Source organism: Streptomyces sp. NPDC048295 (assembly GCF_040652135.1).
Taxonomy (GTDB): domain Bacteria; phylum Actinomycetota; class Actinomycetes; order Streptomycetales; family Streptomycetaceae; genus Streptomyces.
Window position 1 is genome coordinate 73439 of record NZ_JBEZLL010000011.1, and the last position, 16949, is coordinate 90387.

Below are 16949 nucleotides of genomic sequence, written 5' to 3' on the forward strand. Positions count from 1 at the left end.
GACGAGCCGGTCACGTCGACGGCGCCGAGGATCGTCGTCGAGGCGACCGACGGGGCCCCTTCGGCACACGTCGTGGCGGTTCGCGCGTACGCGTAGAGGCGCATCGCCCGGGTGAATCCCTGCACGACTCCGTGAAGGAGAAGCACTACGTCCACTCATCAGTCGGACAAGTCGATACTTTCCATTGGTGACCCATTTCGTACGGAAAGCGACCCATCTGACTGTTCTTGGTGTGGTGCTCGGCAGCCTCGCCGGCTGCGGGGGCCACGGCGTCACGTCCACCGACGGCCCCCCGGCCGCAGGGCGCACACCTGCCGTGGCCCATGCACGGTCGCCCGCGGCCCCGGCACCGCCGCCCACCCTGGCTCCCGGCCCCGACGGGCGGACTCCGGTCTTCATGCACGGTCCGCGGACCGGCGAGAAGGTGGTGGCGCTGACCTTCGACGCCGACATGACGGCCGCCGAGGGACCGCGCGCGGCGGCGGGCGAGCACTTCGACAACCCGGAACTGATCGGTCTGCTGCGGGAGCTGAAGGTCCCCGCGACGGTTTTCATGACGGGGCGGTGGGCCGATGAGTACCCGGCGCAGGCCAGGTCCATCGGCGCCGACCCCCTCTTCGAGGTCGCCAACCACTCGTACAGCCACTACGCCTTCAGATCCCCCTGCTACGGGCTGCCGGCCGTGGCGAAGGACGACATGCGCGCCGATGCGGCACGGGCCTTCGCCTCGTTCCGGAAGGCCGGGGTGCGCAACACGGTGCCCTACTTCCGCTTCCCCGGCGGCTGCTACGACGACGCGTCGCTGCGCGCGCTCGCGCCCGAGAAGGTGACGGCGGTGCAGTGGGACGTCGTCAGCGGGGACGCCTTCGCGACGGACGCGGACGCGGTGGCCCGGCAGGTGCTGGACGGGGTGCGACCGGGCTCGCTGGTCGTCATGCACTGCACCCGCAGCGCGGCACCGGTCACGGACGAGGCGGTACGCCAGGTGGTCCCCGAACTGCGCAGGCAGGGGTACCGCCTCGTGAAGGTCTCCGACCTGATCCGCGCGGCGGGCGGCTCGTAGGTCAGCCGCGCAGGGCGGCCAGTCTGCAGGCGAGCGCGTACGCCGCGGCGGTGAGGGCGGCGGCGACGAGGAACGGCAGGACGGGCAGGTGGACCGTACCCGTCCGCGCTCCGGTGACCAGGCCCGTCACCGCGGTGTTCGCGGGCGAACCGGCGGTCACCAGGGCCAGCAGCGAGGCGAGTACGGTGACGGCGACGGACCAGCCCCGCCGGTGCAGCAGCGGACGGGTGCAGAGCGCGCCGATCGCCGCCCCCAGCAGCACACAGCAGACGGCGGCGAGCAGCCCCGCGATCCCGGCGGGCAGCAGCGCCACCCGGACGGTGTTGTCGGTACTGGCCGGCTTGCTGATCAGCAGCACGACCAGGGTGGCGGCCGCGCCCAGCAGCCCGGCGCAGCCGGTCCCGGCGAGCAGCGCGGCCAGATGCGCCTTCGGTGATCCGGCCACCGCGGCGGTGACGGTCCGGGCCGCCGGCGGCTCCTGGCCAGCACAGAGCTGCACGAGCCAGGCGGTGACGGGCAGGAGCCCGGCGGCGGCGTAGCCGAGCGAGTCGAGGACGGGCTGCCCCCACTGCACCCCGATGCCGACGAAGGCCGCGTACAGCAGGACCGGGGCGAGCCAGCGCTGGGAGCGCACCAGCAGGGCGGTCTGGTAGCGCAGGAGCGCGGTCATGGTGCCTCGGGGGTCGGGGTGCGGTGCGCGGGGCCGTCGGTCACCGGGTCCTGCCCGGTGCCGGGGGCGGCGGCCAGTTGCCGGATGTGCCAGGGCGGCCGCGCGGTGAGCAGGGCGCGCAGCAGTGCGTCGGAGTGCGTGGCCGCGACGGTGAACCGCACGCCCCCGTCGGCCGCGGGTGTGTGCTCCGGATCCCCCGGCAGTCCGGCGGAGAGCGAGGCGCCGGGCGGGCCCGCCGCCTCGATCCGTACCCGCGGGCCCCGCCGCGCGGCCGGTGCGCCGGACGCGGCGCGCAGGCCGCTGCCCTCGATCCGGAACACGGCGTCGGCCGACCCGGCGAGCCGGCGCGGGTCGTGGTCGACGAAGACGACGGTGGCACCGGCCGCGACCCGTTCGGCCACGGCCAGGTCCAGTTCGTCGCGGGCCTCCGTGTCGAGCCCGGTCCACGCCTCGTCCAGGATCAGCAGCTCCGGCTCGGCGAGGAGCGCCTGGGCGACCGCGACCTTCTGGCTGGTGCCCTTGGAGAGTTCGGGAAGCGGTGTTCGGGCGTGGCCGGCGGCCCCGAAGCGGTCGAGCCACGCCCGCGCCCGGTCCGCCGCCTCGGGGGTGCGCAGGCCGTGGATGCGGCCGAGGTGGACGAGATAGCCGGCCGCGGTGAACGGCAGCGCGGCGGAGAACCTCTCGGGGACGTACGCCGTACGCGGCCGGCGGCCGGTGATCCGGCCCTCCGTCGGGGAGTCGATCCCGGCGAGCAGCCTCAACAGGGTCGACTTCCCCGTGCCGTTGGCGCCCTCGATCCGGATCAGGGTGTGCGCGGGCAGGTCGAGGCCGATCCCGCGCAGCACCCAGGGTCCACCGAGGCCGTACCGCCGCCCCACGCCTGTCAGCTTCAGTTGGCCGTCGCCTTCTCGGGCTTGGCCTCGCTGGGTCGTACGATCACGAAGCCCTCGCCGTCCAGCCGCAGTTGGACGGCCTCCCCGGACCCGCCGCGGATCATGGAGCCGAAGCTCTGCGAGCGGTGCAGCGAGGTGGTCAGGTTGGCGCTCCAGCCGACCACCGCGTCCGTGTCGACACAGACCGGCTGCTGCGGCGTGACGGGGATCACGATGGGGTGGCCCTCGCACATCAGGCCGAGCTTGCCGTACCCGGTGAAGACGCTGTTGAAGAGCCCGCCACCGGTCATCCCGGCGCCCTTCACGGTCTTGATCTCGTACGAGAGGGTGGCGTCGAAACAGAGCACGTTGCGGCCGTTGATCGTGAGGACGTCGCCGTGCTCCATGTCCACGATGAAGCAGTTGGCGGCCTCGTGCGCGAACCATGCCTCGCCCTGGCCGCGGACCGCCATCAGCGGCAGCCCCTCGCCGGTGACGGCGCGCTTGAGCATGCCGCCTATGCCCTGCCCCTTGCGCTCGAACTGCAGATCGCCGCGGAAGGCGATCATCGAACCCTGACGGGCGTGCATCTCGCCGTTGACCGCGTACTTGATGGATTTGGCGTTCTGCAGGGTCATTCCGGGGGCGGTTGCCTGCTGTGCCATGTTCTCGCTGGAAAAGAGATCGCTCTTCATGCGGTGCATCCTCACCCGGAGCGATTCATTCCGCCAAGAGCCGGCTTCCGGGCGGCTGGCAGACTGGACGGGTGAGCAGCGACGACACCCCCGTAACCCTGTCCGTAACCCTGTCCGTGACCCCGCCCGCGACCCCGTCCGGATCCCCGGGCACACCCTACTCGCCCGCGGCGGACAGTCCGTTCCGGCCGGAGCCGACGGACCGCGACGAAGCACCGCAGTACGTACTGCCGCTGGTCGTGCACATCGAGAAGACGGCTCCCCCGGCCCGTACCGACGCGTTGCGGACCGCCGCCCGCGCGGTGCTCGTGATGCTCTCCGACGAGCGCTCGGACGGCGAGGGCGAGTGGGCACGGGCGATGCGCGACTGGCAGGACGCCCGGATCCGCAAGGTGGTGCGACGGGCGCGCGGCGCGGAGTGGCGCAAGGCGTCCGCGCTGCCGGGCATCACGGTCACGGGCGAGAGCGCCGAGGTGCGGGTCTTCCCTCCGGTGCCGCTGGACGGCTGGCCGAAGGAGCTGGCGAAGCTTCAGGTGTCGGGTACGGATCTGGACGACCCCGAGCCGCCGGCCGCACCCGGTCCCTCGGGGCCGGTGCTGTGGCTCAACCCGGAGCTGGACATGTCGGCGGGCAAGGCCATGGCACAGGCCGGGCACGGCGCGCAGCTCGCCTGGTGGGAGCTGTCGGAGACGGAGCGCAAGGCGTGGCGCGAGGCGGGCTTTCCGCTCTCGGTGGCCACCGCGGAGGCGGACCGCTGGCGGGAACTCACGGAGAGCGGGCTTCCGGTGGTGCGTGACGCCGGTTTCACCGAGATCGCCCCCGGCTCGTGCACGGTGGTCGCCGACCACCCGGCGCTGCGACGCGGCTGACCACCGGCGGGGCGGCTCCGTCCCAGCCCGGTCCCGGTGCCCGGCCCCGAGGGCCGTCCCCGCCCGGACCGCCGCGGACCGGGAACCTCAAATCAAGCTCTGAACGTCCTCCTGTTCGGATTCACCACCGCCCTGAAGGGCCATGAGCCCTGCACGGAGTGGAGGAGGGGGACGGTATGAGGCTGGGGATCGGTATCGGCTGGCGGCCGGAGATCGCGGAGGCCGTCGAGGCACTGCCGGGGATCGACTGGGTGGAGGCGGTGGCGGAGAACATCTGCACCGGCCATCTGCCCGATTCGCTGGCCCGGCTCAGGGAGCGGGGGGTCACGGTCGTGCCGCACGGCGTCTCGCTGGGCCTCGGCGGGGCCGAACGCCCCGACGCGGGACGGCTCGCGGATCTCGCCGCCCGCGCCGAGCTGCTCTCCGCGCCGCTGGTGACCGAGCACATCGCGTTCGTACGGGCCGGGGGGCCGCGCACCTCTTCGCCGGGGCTGGAGGCGGGCCATCTGCTGCCCGTACCGCGGACCCGGGACGCGCTGGACGTGCTCTGCGAGAACGTGCGCATCGCGCAGGACGCGCTGCCGGTTCCGCTGGCCCTGGAGAACATCGCGGCGCTGATCTCGTGGCCCGGCGAGGAACTGACCGAGGGACAGTTCCTCGCCGAGCTGGTCGAGCGCACCGGGGTCCGGCTGCTGATCGATGTCGCCAATCTGCACACCAACCACGTCAACCGGGGCGAGGACCCAACCACCGCGCTCGGCGAGCTGCCGGTGGAGGCCATCGCGTACGTACATGTGGCGGGCGGTGTCGAGAAGGACGGCGTCTGGCACGACACCCACGCCCACCCGGTCACCGAACCCGTACTCGACGTCCTCGCCGAACTCCGCGCCCGGGTCGACCCGCCCGGCGTCCTCCTGGAACGCGACGACGACTTCCCGCCCGCCGGAGAGCTGGCGGGCGAACTGGACACGATCCGCGCCACCCTGGACCGGGCGGCGGCGAGCACGACGCGGCCCGCACCGGGTGTCCGTACGGCCGCGCGGACCGGAGCGCCCGCTCCCCCGGACGCCGCCCGCGACCGGCTCGCGGCCTCCCAGAGCGCGCTGCTCTCCGCCCTGGTCGCCGGTGGCCCCGCACCGCAGGGCTTCGACCGGCGCCGCCTCGGGATCCAGAGCCGCGCGCTGGCCGCCAAGCGGGCCGGCGTCGTCGCCAAGGTGGCACCCGAGCTGCCGGAGATCCTGGGCGCCGGATACCGGGACGCCTTCCTCGCGTACGCCGCGGCCCGTCCCATGTCCGCCGGATACCGGCGCGACGCACTGGACTTCGCCGAGGACCTGCTGATCGCGGGCGGGCCCGCCGACGACGCCGCGCGGCGCCGGCTGACCCACTGGTGGCAGGACCGGGCCGGCGCACGCCCGCCGCGCCGCACCACCCGGCTCGTACGAGCGGCCCGCGCGGCCCTGACCGGAAGGTGACCGGCATGAACACCCTGGCACTGCTGGTGGATCTCGGCGTCGTGATCTCCTCCGTCCTCCTGATCGTGGGGGTGGCGCGGGCCCGTGGCGGCGCCGGCGGATCCGTCCACGACCTCTACGAGGCCGCCTTCCTCAACGGCGGTCCGGGCAGGGTCGTGGACACCGCGCTCACCGCGCTGCAGACGGACGGGCGGATCGCCGTCGGCGGTCCCGGAATCGTCGCCGTCCAGCGGGCCGACGCCCGGGACCCGGTGGAGCGGGCGGTGCTCCAGGAACACGCCATGGCCCCCAGCGGCGCGCTGCACACCCTGCGCGAGGCGGTGATGCGGCACCCCGCGGTGCAGGAGATCGGCGACGGGCTCGCGGCCCGCGGCCTGCTGGCCGCACCCGCCACGGGCCGGATCCGGCGCCGCTGGGGCATCGCCCAGGGACTGATCTGCCTGCTGGCCGTGCCGCTCACCGTCGTGGTGACCGTCACACAGTCGCTGTCCGACGAATTGTCCCCGGACTCCCCCGTGCCGTTCGTCTTCAAGGTGCTCCCGGCCCTGATCCCCGGCTTCGTCATCGGCTTCATCTGCGCCGGCAGCGCCCGGGGACGCGTCACCGGGCCGGGGCGGCGGGCCGCCGAGGCGTACCGCTCCGCCCGGGCGGGCAACCCGCAGCCGGCCCATCTGGTCGCCACGCAAGGGCTGCGGGCCCTCCCCGATCCCCTGCTCCAGGCACAGCTGATCGCGGCGGCCCGGATGCAGCCGGGCGGACGGGGGGCGGGCCGGCGCGCGCACACTGCGGCGACGGCGACTGCGGGCGCCTCCGCGCTGCTCCTCGCACCGGTGGTGTGGTGCGCCGGTACGAGCCCCGGCCAGGGCAGTTGCGGAAGCTCCGGCGACGCGGGCGGCGGCGGGGGCGGGGGCGGATGCAGCTCCGGGTCGGGCTGTGGATCGGGGTCCGGCTCGGGCTGCGGCGGGTCGAGCGGCTCCGGCTGCGGTGGCAGCAGCGGTTCGAGCTGCTCCTCCGGCAGCAGCTGCGGTGGCGGCTCCAGTTGTGGCGGTTAGGGCGTTCTCGGCGCCGCCGAATCGTCCGCATGATGAACAGGCCATGGCTTTCCCGGCCCGCCTCGCATAGAAATCCGCCATGCTCTGGGTTCTGTTCCTGCTGGTCGCATGGGGTGCGGCAGCCATCTCGTGCGCACGGCTCTGCCTCGTATCGGCGCGCACGGGGCTGCTGTCCGACGCGTCCGGGCAGGCCGGGCCGGGCATCGGCACCGGTCATGAACTGACGCTGTACGAGACCGCGTTCCTGTCCGGTGGCCCCCACCGGGTGGTCGATCTGGCGCTGGCCACCATGCATCTGCGCCGACGGCTGCTGCTCGCCCACACCGGCTGGGCGACGATCGTCGACCCGGCGGGCCGCGACGAGATGGAGCGCACGGTGATACGGGCGATAGGTCCGCAGGGCCAGTCGCGGACAGCGCCGGTGCGGGCGGCCGTGGCCACCGCCGACGCCGTGCGTGCCCTGGCCGACCGGCTCGTCGCCGCGGGCCTGGCGTTGCCCGGCGGCGCCGGGACGGAGCTCGTCGGCGCGGTGCGCGCGGTGCGGGGCGCGGCTCTGCTGGTGGTCGCGACGGGCGGTGCCGTGCTGCTGATGCCCGGTCAGGAACACGGGCCCGGCGGGCCGGTGATGTCGCTGCTCGTCTGGTTCGGGCTGCCGTTCGCGCTGACCGTCGGTTGTCTGGCCATTGCCCGGATGGAGATCCATCCGTACGACTCGTGGGCCTCACCGGCCGGTCAGCGGCTGCTGGCCGCGAACGAGGTCCCGGCCGCGGGGGCGGACCGCGACGTCCTGGCGGCGCTCGCCGTGGGGGGTGTGCGCGCCGTGGCCGATCCGGCGCTTCGGGCCGCGCTCGGCGGCGGCGCGGGCGGACCGCTGCGGTAGTGCCGCCGGTCCGTCACGGGTGGTGCGGATGACGCCGGTGCGGCGCGCCGACGGCGCGCCGCACCCGGAGCCGAACCCGGTGTCGCTGGAACGACGGGCAGCGCGAATGCGCCGGTGCCCGCCGTCTGATCTTCCGGGTTGGGGTGGTCGGAGCCCGCTCGCTACGCGAGCCCGGCCACCAGGTCTGCAACCGACTTCCTGCGCCCCGTGTAGAACGGGACCTCTTCACGGACGTGCATCCGCGCCTCGGAGGCCCGCAGGTGGCGCATCAGGTCGACGATGCGGTAGAGCTCGTCGGCCTCGAAGGCGAGGATCCACTCGTAGTCGCCGAGCGAGAAGGAGGCGACGGTGTTGGCCCGGACGTCGGGGTAGCCGCGGGCCATCTTGCCGTGGTCCGCGAGCATGCGGCGACGGTCCTCGTCGGGCAGCAGGTACCAGTCGTAGGAGCGCACGAAGGGGTACACGCTGATGTAGTTGCGCGGCGTCTCGTCGGCCAGGAACGCCGGGATGTGCGACTTGTTGAACTCGGCGGGGCGGTGCAGCGCCATGTTCGACCAGACCGGCTCCAGTGCCAGGCCGAGCCGGGTGCGCCGGAAGAGGTTGTACGCCTCCTGCAGCTCGTCCGCCGTCTCGGCGTGCCACCAGATCATGACGTCGGCCTCGGCGCGCAGGCCGGAGACGTCGTAGGTCCCGCGGACGGTGATGTCCTTGGCCGCGAGCTGGTCGAACAGCTCCTGGACCTCGTCGGCGTAACCGGCCCGGTCAGCGGGCAGGACGTCGCGCAGCTTGAAGACGGACCACAGCGTGTAGCGGATGACCTCGTTGAGGTCCTTGGCCTTCTTACCCGCGTTGGGGCCCTTGCTTGATTTCACAGTCTCAGGCGCACTCATACGGCTATTGTCCCGCCTCGCTCCGTGTGCCCGTAACCAGGGTCGACGTGGCGATGATCTCTTCGCCGGAACCGCTGCCCGGCCCGGCCGCGATTTCGTCCGCGGCGCGGTGGGCGCTCGCGATGCACGCCGGGATGCCGACGCCGTCGTAGACCGCTCCGCAGACCCGCAGGCCGGGCAGCTTGGCGACCTCGTCACGGATCCTGGCGACCCGGGAGAGGTGGCCCACGGGGTACTGGGGCAGTCCGCCCGTCCACCGGGTGACTTCGGTGTCCACCGGCTTCGCGGCCAGTCCGGTCGCCTCGGCGAGGTCGCGCAGCGACACGTCGACGAGCTCGTGGTCCTCGCGGTGGATGTGGTCCTCCTCGCCGTAGCGGCCGACGGAGGTACGCAGCACAAAGAGGTCCGGGGCCGATTCGGCGACCCAGTTCCACTTGTGGGAGGAGAAGGTGGACGCCTTGATGGTGCGGCCGTCGACCGGGGGGACGAGGAAGCCGGAGCGGCCCTGGAGTGCGGTCGTGGCGGCGACGTCGGAGCGGCGGAAGGCCATGGTGACGAGCGCCATCGACGCGTACTCGACGGCGGCGAGCTCGGCGGAGGCCGCGGGGGACTCGGCGGCGAGCAGCGTGGAGGCGGACCAGGCCGGGGCGGCGAGCACGACGCCGTCGGCGGTGATCACCCGGCTGTCCGTGCGGATGTCCCAGCCCTCGGCGGTACGGCTCAGGCCGAGGACGGGGGTGGCGGTCAGGATCTCCCCGCCCGCCGCGCGTACGGCGTCGGCGACCGCGCCGGGCAGGGTGCCGATGCCGCCGTCGATGCCCTGGAAGACCGGTCCGGTCTGCTGCCGGGCCGCGGCCCGCTCCTGGATGCGCCGGACGCCGTCGAGCAGCGAGCCGCCCTCCCGGGCCGCCTCGAAGAGCTGCGGTACGGCGGCGCGCATCGAGATCCGGTAGGCGTCGCCCGCGTACACACCGCCGAGCAGCGGCTCCACGAGCCGGTCGACGACCTCGCGGCCCAGGCGGTCGGCGACGTACGCGCCGACGGCGACATCGTCGCCGACGGGGGTCGGGGTGAGATCCCGCTCCTGCGCGATGCGGGCGAGGCCCTCGGGGGAGAGCAGTTCGCCGAGCGCCGCCGGATCTCCGGGCACGCCCATCACATGGCCCTTGGGCATGGGCCGCAGGGCGTCGCGTGTCCAGACCGAGGCGGTGGCCGTGGCGGGTGGCTGCAATCGGTCGCCGAGCCCGACGTCGCGTGCCAGGCCGACCGCCTCCGGGCGCCGGGCGAGCATCGACTCGGCGCCCAGATCGACCCGGGTCCCGGCGATCTCACCGGTCATGAGTTTGCCGCCGAGCCGCTCGGTGGCTTCGAGCAGGGTGACGCGCAGTCCGGCCCCCAGAAGCCGGTGGGCGGCCGCGAGACCGGCGATGCCTCCGCCGATGACGACGACATGTCCGGTGCCCTGGACCGCGCGGTTGTGTGAACGCTGCATGCCCCCACTCTCTCAAACCTCTTCCGAGTCCTGAACGTGACTGCTTCGAAACCGTCCTGCGGCAACCCGCTGCGGAGGCCGTACGTCGAACCGGCATCGTCAACGACCCGCCTTGGGGGGCAGTCATGCAGACCTACCGGCATCCCGGCCGTTCAACCGTCCGTCGTCCGCGCATGCTTCTGGCGGCCGGCCTGGTCGCCGGCCTCCTCGCGCTGAGCGGCTGCGGTGCGTCGGACAGCGCCAGCGACGCCGGTTCCGGGGACAGCAAGAGAGCGCTCGGCGCGGCCGAGCGGGGCGCCGCCGACGCCGCGTCCGGGAAGGCGGAGCAGGGGGCGGGCGGTGCGGCCTCGCAGCGGAAGAAGTCCGATGCCCTGCCCGCAGGCACCCATGTCATCCGTACCGCCACGCTCTCGGTGGAGGTGAGGAACGTACCGAAGGCGGCCGCGGTCGCCCGTTCGGTCGCGGAGGGTTCGGGCGGTCTGGTGGCCGACGAGGAGACCGAGCGGGTCGACGACACCCATGAGATGACCCACCTCGTGCTGCGCGTTCCGCAGGGCGAGTACGACGCGGTGCTGAAGGAACTCGCGGGTACCGGGAAGCTGCTGTCGCGCACCTCGTCGGCGAAGGATGTCACCGACCAGGTGGTCGACGTGGAGAGCCGGATCGCCACCCAGCGGGCGAGTGTGGCGCGCGTGCGGAAGCTGATGGAACAGGCCGGGAAGCTCAGCGACGTGGTCACGCTGGAGGGCGAACTGAGCAGCCGCCAGGCGTCCTTGGAGTCGCTGCTCGCCCGGCAGGCGTCACTGGCGGACCGCACCTCGCTCGCCACGGTCACCCTCGACCTCTCGGAGCCGGAGACGGCGGCGAAGGGAGGCGACGACGGCCCCGGCTTCCTGGACGCGCTCTCCGGAGGCTGGCACGCCTTCGTGACGGTGCTGCTGTGGCTCGCGATGGCGGTGGGCGCCGCGGCCCCGTTCCTGGCCGCGCTCGCGGTGCTCCTGCTGCTGTGGCGGCTGCTGCGCCACCGGCTGCCCGGACGCCGCAAGCCGCGCACGCCCGGGGCCGCCGGCACCTCGCCCGCTCCCCCGGCGTCGTAGCGTGGTCCCTTCGGACTCGGTGTCGAAGGGACCAGGCATGGCGACGGAGCGACTGGTGATCATCGGCGGTGACGCGGCGGGCATGTCCGCCGCGTCACAGGCCCGCAGGCTCAAGGGCCCCGGCGAGCTGGAGATCGTCGCCTTCGAGCGGTCCCACTTCACCTCGTACTCCGCCTGCGGCATCCCGTACTGGGTCGGCGGCGACGTCACGGACCGGGACGCGCTCATCGCCCGTACGCCTCAGGAGCACCGGGCCCGCGAGATCGACCTCAGGACGCGCACCGAGGTCACGGAGATCGATGTCGCCGGGCAGCGGGTGCGGGCCGTGGACCTGGGCACCGGCGAGACGTACTGGACGGGCTTCGACAAGCTGGTGATCGCCACGGGCGCCCGCCCCGTGCGCCCGGCGCTGCCCGGCATGGACGCGCCCGGGGTGCACGGGGTGCAGACGCTGGACGACGGCCAGGCGCTGCTGGAGTCGCTGGACCGGGCGCCGGGCAGCAGGCGGGCGGTGGTCGTCGGGGCGGGCTACATCGGCGTGGAGATGGCGGAGGCGATGCTGAAGCACGGCTTCGACGTGACCGTGCTCAACCGCGGCGAGCAGCCGATGGCGACACTCGACCCCGACATGGGGCGGCTGGTGCACGACGCGATGGACGGGCTCGGCATCACCACGGTCAACCGGGCCGAGGTCACCGCGATCCGCACCGGTTCGGACGGCCGGGTCCGCGCGGTCGCCACGGGCGACGCCTCCTACCCGGCGGACGTGGTGGTGCTCGGCATCGGGGTGGAGCCGGAGACGACGCTGGCGCGCGCCGTCGGCCTCCCGCTGGGCCCGCACGGCGGACTGCTGACCGATCTGTCGATGCGGGTCGTCGGCCACGACAACATCTGGGCGGGCGGCGACTGCGTGGAGGTCCTGGACCTGGTGGCGGGCCGCACCCGTCACATCGCGCTGGGCACCCACGCCAACAAGCACGGCCAGATCATCGGGTCCAACGTGGCGGGCGGCTACGGGACGTTCCCGGGGGTGGTCGGCACGGCGGTCAGCAAGGTGTGCGATCTGGAGATCGCGCGCACCGGGCTGCGCGAGAAGGACGCCCGCGCGGTGGGCCTGCGGTTCGTCACGGCGACGATCGAGTCGACGGGCCGGGCGGGCTACTACCCGGGGGCGCGGCCCATGACGGTGAAGATGCTCGCGGAGTACCGCACGGGCCGGCTGCTCGGGGTGCAGATCGTGGGCCGGGACGGGGCGGCCAAGCGCGTGGACATCGCGGCCGTGGCGCTCACGGCCGGGATGACGGTGGAGCGGATGACCGCCCTCGACCTGGGCTACGCCCCGCCGTTCTCCCCCGTCTGGGACCCCGTCCTGGTGGCGGCCCGCAAGGCGGTGACCGCGGTGCGCCGGGCGGGCACCGGCTGAGTACGCGGTGCCCGGCCCCAGCGGCTCAGCGCTCGGTGCTGGTGTGCACGTACTCGACGAGCCGGGTCAGCGCGTCCGGGTCCATCGTCGGCATCACGCCGTGGCCCAGGTTGAAGACATGGCCTTCGAGGCCGGCGGCGGCGTCCAGCACCTCCTGGGCCTTCTCCTCCACCGTCGCCGTCGGCGCGAACAGCACCGCGGGGTCGAGGTTGCCCTGGAGCGCCTTGCCGGGCCCGACCCGGCGCGCGGCCTCGTCCAGCGGGACGCGCCAGTCGACGCCGACGACATCCGCGCCCGCCTCGCCCATCGGGCCGAGGAGCTCACCGGTGCCGACGCCGAAGTGGATGCGCGGGACGCCGTACGGGGCGACGGCCTCGAAGACCTTCGCCGAGGCGGGCAGCACCGAGCGCCGGTAGTCGGCGGGGGCCAGCGCGCCCACCCAGGAGTCGAAGAGCTGGACGGCCGAGGCGCCCGCCTCGATCTGCACCTTGAGGAAGGCGCCGGTGATCTCGGCGAGCCGGTCGAGCAGATCCGCCCAGAGCTGCGGGTCGCCGTACATCAGGGCCTTGGTGTGCTCGTGGTTGCGGGACGGGCCGCCCTCCACGAGGTAGCTGGCGAGGGTGAAGGGCGCCCCGGCGAAACCGATCAGGGGGGTGGCGCCGAGCTCGGCGGTGAGCAGGCCGATGGCCTCGGTGACGTAGCCGACGTCCTCGGGCGTGAGGTCGCGCAGCCGGGCCAGATCGGCGCGGGTGCGGATCGGGTCGGCGATGACCGGACCGACACCGGGCTTGATGTCGAGGTCGATCCCGATGGCCTTGAGCGGTACGACGATGTCGCTGAAGTAGATCGCGGCGTCGACCTTGTGCCGGCGGACCGGCTGCATCGTGATCTCCGCGACCAGCTCCGGCATCATGCAGGAGTCGAGCATCGGGATGCCTTCGCGGACCTTCAGGTACTCGGGCAGCGAGCGCCCGGCCTGGCGCATGAACCAGACCGGCGTGTGCGGCACGGGTTCGCGGCGGCACGCCTTCAGGAACGCCGACTCATGGGTGGCGGAGGTCTTCGTCTGCTGGCCCATGGGGCGATCGTTGGCACTCACACCAGGAATCTTCGCACGAAGCGGTATGCAGCCGGGCCCGCCCGGGTGTCCCTCCCTGCGCGAAGCGCCGGTTCCGCCTACTCTTCCCCGCATGGCTCCGGCTCAGGGACAGTTCTCCGATCAAACCGATGGCGCTGACAGCAAGGACAGCGAGGAGGGTGATTCCGTCCCGCCCGCGTTCCGGTCGGCGGTGGACGCGCTGCATTCGGCGCGGCTCCGCCCCGAGCTGGAGGTGGAGCCGACGAGGCCGCCCAAGCGGCTGGCTCCGTACGCGTACGCCCTGGAGGCCGCGGTCGTCGACGGCGAGGACGATCTCGCCGACGGCCGCCTCGTGCTGCTCCACGACCCGGCCGGGCACGACGCCTGGCAGGGCACCTTCCGCCTGGTGACACTGGTACGGGCCGAGCTGGAGCCGGAGATGGCCGCCGATCCGCTGCTGCCGGAGGTGTGCTGGTCGTGGCTGACCGGTGCGCTGGAGGCGCGCGGTCTGTCGTACGGGGAGGCGGGCGGCACGGTGACCCGGGCGGGCTCGCACTACTTCGGCGCGCTGGGCACCCGGCGCCCGGCGACCCAGATCGAGATCCGGGCGTCGTGGACGCCGCGCGAGGGCCGCGGCGGGGTGCCGGACGCGGCGGCGCATCTCATGGCGTGGGGCGATCTGCTGTGTCAGATCGCCGGCCTGCCGCCGTCGGGCCCCGTCGACGCGGCGGTGGTGACCCTCCCCCAGCGTCGCGGCCCGCAGGTTCCCTGACCTTTCTGCCGGACTTCTTCCCTGCGGCTTCTTCCTTCCTCTCTCCGGCTTCTTCGCCTGACTTCTATCTCTGGCCGAAATCACCCCCTGCCGGTAACTGTGCGTCACATTCGTCGCCCAGTTACCGGCATTCTTTTCGTACAATCGATCGCATGTCCGATTTGCCCGAATTGTTACTCACGAAATCGTGATCTTCCCCTAAAGGAGCACGGGTCTGCTGCCGAAGAGGTCAATGACCCTTCAAGCACGGTTCGCCCCGGCTTCATCCCCGAGCCGGCCCGTCCCGCCACTCCCCAGGAGGCCTGGTGTCCGTTCTCCTAGAGCAGCCCGCAAGCCTGGTCGCCTACCGCCCGAACAAGCCGACGGCCATGGTCGTCGTGGCCGACCCGCGCGTCCGTTCCACCGTCACCCGCCATCTGTGGGCCCTCGGAGTACGTGACGTCATCGAGGCGTCGTCCATCGCGGAGGCTCGTCCCCGCGTCGGCAACCCGCGCGACATCTGCGTAGCCGACGTCCACCTGCCCGACGGTTCCGGGCTGACCCTGTTGTCCGAGACCCGAGCAGCCGGCTGGCCGAACGGCCTCGCCCTTTCCGCCGCCGATGACATCGGCGCCGTACGCAACGCCCTCGCGGGCGGCGTGAAGGGTTACGTCGTCACCGGCACACGTACCAATATCGGCCACCCCACCCGTCCCGGCGTCGCCCCCATCGGCGCCAACGCCGCCCGTATGCACCGCCGGCCCCCCGGCACCCCGAGCCACCCGGGCGGCTACCGCGAACTGTCCGGCCGAGAGGTCGAGGTCCTCCGGCTGGTCGCCGAGGGCCAGTCCAACAAGGCCATCGGTGTCTCCATGGGCCTGTCCGCCCTGACCGTCAAGAGCCACCTCGCCCGAATCGCCCGCAAGCTCGGCACCGGAGACCGCGCAGGAATGGTCGCCGTCGCCCTGCGGACGGGAATCATCCACTGACGCCAGCGCTCCGGCCGGTCCGCACAGGCACGGACCGGCTGGTTTGCATTCATCGGCGCCCGTCGACGGAACGTTCCGTCGACGGGCGCCGTACATACACAGATACCCTTGACACGTGACCGACGCCCAAGAGACCGCAGCAGACACATCACTGCGAACCACCGGGGGCGCCCCCCCGGACGACGTCGCCCCGGCGCCGATCCCCTTGCTCGAACCTCGCGAGGGCATTCCCCCGGTGGTGGCGTCCGACGACGCCCTCGCCCGGGTGATCGCGGCCTTCGCGGCCGGCTCCGGTCCGGTGGCCGTCGACGCCGAGCGGGCCTCCGGCTACCGCTACGGCCAGCGCGCCTATCTCGTGCAGCTGCGCCGTGACGGCGCGGGCAGCGCGCTGATCGACCCCGTCGGCTGCCCCGACCTCTCGGGCCTCGGCGAAGTGCTGACCGGCAGCGAGTGGATCCTGCACGCCGCCACCCAGGACCTGCCCTGTCTGCGCGAAATAGGGATGGCTCCCACCGGGCTCTTCGACACGGAGCTGGCCGGGCGGCTGGCCGGCTTCCCGCGCGTCGGCCTCGGCGCCATGGTCGAGAACGTGCTCGGCTACTCGCTGGAGAAGGGCCACTCCGCCGTCGACTGGTCCACCCGCCCGCTGCCCGACCCCTGGCTGCGCTACGCGGCGCTCGACGTCGAGCTGCTGATCGACCTGCGCAACGCCCTGGAGGACGAGCTCGACCGGCAGGGCAAGCTGGAGTGGGCCCGCGAGGAGTTCGACGCGATCGCCTCGGCGCCGCCCACTCCCCCGCGCAAGGACCCCTGGCGCCGCACGTCCGGCATGCACAAGGTCCGCCGTCGTCGCCAGATGGCGGTGGTACGGGAGCTGTGGACGGCGCGTGACCAGGTCGCGCAGCGCCGCGACATCTCGCCGGGCAAGGTGCTGGGCGACGCCGCGATCGTCGAGGCGGCACTCGCGCTCCCGCCGAACGTCCAGGCGCTGACCGCGCTGCCCGGCTTCGGCCACCGGATGGGGCGGCGCCAGCTGGAGCAGTGGCAGGCGGCCGTCGACCGGGCCAAGGCGCTGCCGGACGCCGAGCTGCCCCAGCCCGGCCAGACCCTGGCCGGTCCGCCGCCGCCCCGCGCCTGGGCGGACAAGGACCCCGCCGCGGCGGCCCGGCTCTCGGCCGCCCGCACCGCGGTGTCGGAGCTCGCCGAGCGGCTGCACATGCCCCAGGAGAACCTGATCACCCCGGACACGGTGCGCCGGGTCTGCTGGGAGCCGCCGAAGAACCCGACCCCGGACGCGGTGGAGACCGCGCTCGCCGGGTACGGGGCGCGGCGCTGGCAGATCGAGCAGGTGGGGCCGCTGCTGCTCCGCGCGCTGACGCCGGCGGCCTGAGGGCTTCGACGGGGGCGCAATCGCGCCAGGTTGTGCGGCCGGTGGCCGTGCGGTGTTCCCGATCGCCGGACGGGCTGATTCCAGCCTGTCCGGCGATCGGCGTTCCCGGGGCCGGGCCGCCGCGCGCCGACGCCGCGGTCCGGGGCGGACGGGCCCGCGCACCGGGCCCGTCCGCATGTGACCTTCGCCGCTCCCGCCGCGGGGGGTGGGCAGTCTGGTTACCCGCAAGTAGCATGATGGTGGCGGCGCGCTTCCGGGCGTGC

At 73.3% G+C, this 16949-nt stretch carries 16 protein-coding genes; 10 read left to right on the forward strand and 6 right to left on the reverse strand.

The genetic code is table 11. The features are described from left to right. Window positions 1-187: 187 nt before the first annotated feature. The gene (locus tag AB0D53_RS18400) at window positions 188-1063 is read left to right on the forward strand and encodes a polysaccharide deacetylase family protein (RefSeq protein WP_362447297.1); all 876 of its coding nucleotides are present in this window, start codon (window positions 188-190) and stop codon (window positions 1061-1063) included. Between the two features lies 1 nt (window position 1064). Here the strand turns inward: AB0D53_RS18400 and AB0D53_RS18405 are convergent, their stop codons facing one another. From AB0D53_RS18405 to AB0D53_RS18415, 3 genes are read right to left on the reverse strand one after another with little or no spacing between them, the layout of a single operon-like run. Further along, window positions 1065-1733 (reverse strand): ABC transporter, encoded by a 669-nt coding sequence (locus tag AB0D53_RS18405; RefSeq protein ID WP_362447300.1) that lies wholly within the window; start codon window positions 1731-1733, stop codon window positions 1065-1067. Next, window positions 1730-2578, reverse strand: coding sequence for an ATP-binding cassette domain-containing protein (locus tag AB0D53_RS18410; RefSeq protein ID WP_362447687.1), 849 nt, complete (start codon window positions 2576-2578; stop codon window positions 1730-1732). The genes AB0D53_RS18405 and AB0D53_RS18410 overlap by 4 nt, the downstream gene beginning before the upstream one ends. 44 nt (window positions 2579-2622) lie before the next feature. Then, window positions 2623-3300, reverse strand: coding sequence for an AIM24 family protein (locus tag AB0D53_RS18415; protein ID WP_329819618.1), 678 nt, complete (start codon window positions 3298-3300; stop codon window positions 2623-2625). Window positions 3301-3416: 116 nt separating this feature from the next. On the opposite strand from AB0D53_RS18415, the gene AB0D53_RS18420 reads away from it, so the two are divergent. From AB0D53_RS18420 to AB0D53_RS18435, 4 genes are all read left to right on the forward strand, one after another. Then, the gene (locus tag AB0D53_RS18420; RefSeq protein WP_362447690.1) at window positions 3417-4169 is read left to right on the forward strand and encodes a peptidyl-tRNA hydrolase; all 753 of its coding nucleotides are present in this window, start codon (window positions 3417-3419) and stop codon (window positions 4167-4169) included. 176 nt (window positions 4170-4345) lie between these two features. Further along, the gene (locus AB0D53_RS18425) at window positions 4346-5644 is read left to right on the forward strand and encodes a DUF692 domain-containing protein (protein ID WP_362447304.1); all 1299 of its coding nucleotides are present in this window, start codon (window positions 4346-4348) and stop codon (window positions 5642-5644) included. A 5-nt stretch (window positions 5645-5649) separates the two neighbouring features. Continuing rightward, entirely contained in the window at window positions 5650-6696 is a 1047-nt protein-coding gene (locus AB0D53_RS18430) for a TIGR04222 domain-containing membrane protein (protein WP_362447307.1), read from the forward strand. Between the two features lie 79 nt (window positions 6697-6775). Further along, window positions 6776-7576, forward strand: coding sequence for a TIGR04222 domain-containing membrane protein (locus tag AB0D53_RS18435; RefSeq protein ID WP_362447310.1), 801 nt, complete (start codon window positions 6776-6778; stop codon window positions 7574-7576). 161 nt (window positions 7577-7737) lie between these two features. Here the strand turns inward: AB0D53_RS18435 and hemQ are convergent, their stop codons facing one another. Further along, window positions 7738-8466, reverse strand: a complete 729-nt coding sequence (hemQ, locus tag AB0D53_RS18440) for a hydrogen peroxide-dependent heme synthase (protein WP_362447313.1) — start codon at window positions 8464-8466, stop codon at window positions 7738-7740. A gap of 4 nt (window positions 8467-8470) precedes the next feature. Beyond that, complete coding sequence (gene hemG / locus AB0D53_RS18445; protein ID WP_362447315.1) at window positions 8471-9958, reverse strand: protoporphyrinogen oxidase; 1488 nt, start codon at window positions 9956-9958, stop codon at window positions 8471-8473. A 173-nt stretch (window positions 9959-10131) separates the two neighbouring features. Between hemG and AB0D53_RS18450 the strand changes: the two genes are divergently transcribed. Further along, window positions 10132-11055, forward strand: coding sequence for a DUF4349 domain-containing protein (locus AB0D53_RS18450; RefSeq protein WP_362447318.1), 924 nt, complete (start codon window positions 10132-10134; stop codon window positions 11053-11055). 37 nt (window positions 11056-11092) lie between these two features. After that, complete coding sequence (locus AB0D53_RS18455) at window positions 11093-12478, forward strand: FAD-dependent oxidoreductase (RefSeq protein WP_362447322.1); 1386 nt, start codon at window positions 11093-11095, stop codon at window positions 12476-12478. Between the two features lie 25 nt (window positions 12479-12503). Here the strand turns inward: AB0D53_RS18455 and hemE are convergent, their stop codons facing one another. Beyond that, the gene (hemE, locus tag AB0D53_RS18460; RefSeq protein WP_362447325.1) at window positions 12504-13556 is read right to left on the reverse strand and encodes a uroporphyrinogen decarboxylase; all 1053 of its coding nucleotides are present in this window, start codon (window positions 13554-13556) and stop codon (window positions 12504-12506) included. Between the two features lie 112 nt (window positions 13557-13668). Here hemE and AB0D53_RS18465 point away from each other — a divergent pair, with 112 nt between their 5' ends. From AB0D53_RS18465 to AB0D53_RS18475, 3 genes are all read left to right on the forward strand, one after another. Next, on the forward strand, window positions 13669-14328 hold the full coding sequence (locus AB0D53_RS18465; protein ID WP_362447328.1) for a DUF3000 domain-containing protein: 660 nt from the start codon (window positions 13669-13671) through the stop codon (window positions 14326-14328). 305 nt (window positions 14329-14633) lie between these two features. After that, complete coding sequence (locus tag AB0D53_RS18470; protein ID WP_024488613.1) at window positions 14634-15296, forward strand: response regulator transcription factor; 663 nt, start codon at window positions 14634-14636, stop codon at window positions 15294-15296. 115 nt (window positions 15297-15411) lie between these two features. Further along, on the forward strand, window positions 15412-16686 hold the full coding sequence (locus AB0D53_RS18475; protein ID WP_362447331.1) for a ribonuclease D: 1275 nt from the start codon (window positions 15412-15414) through the stop codon (window positions 16684-16686). Window positions 16687-16949 lie beyond the last annotated feature (263 nt).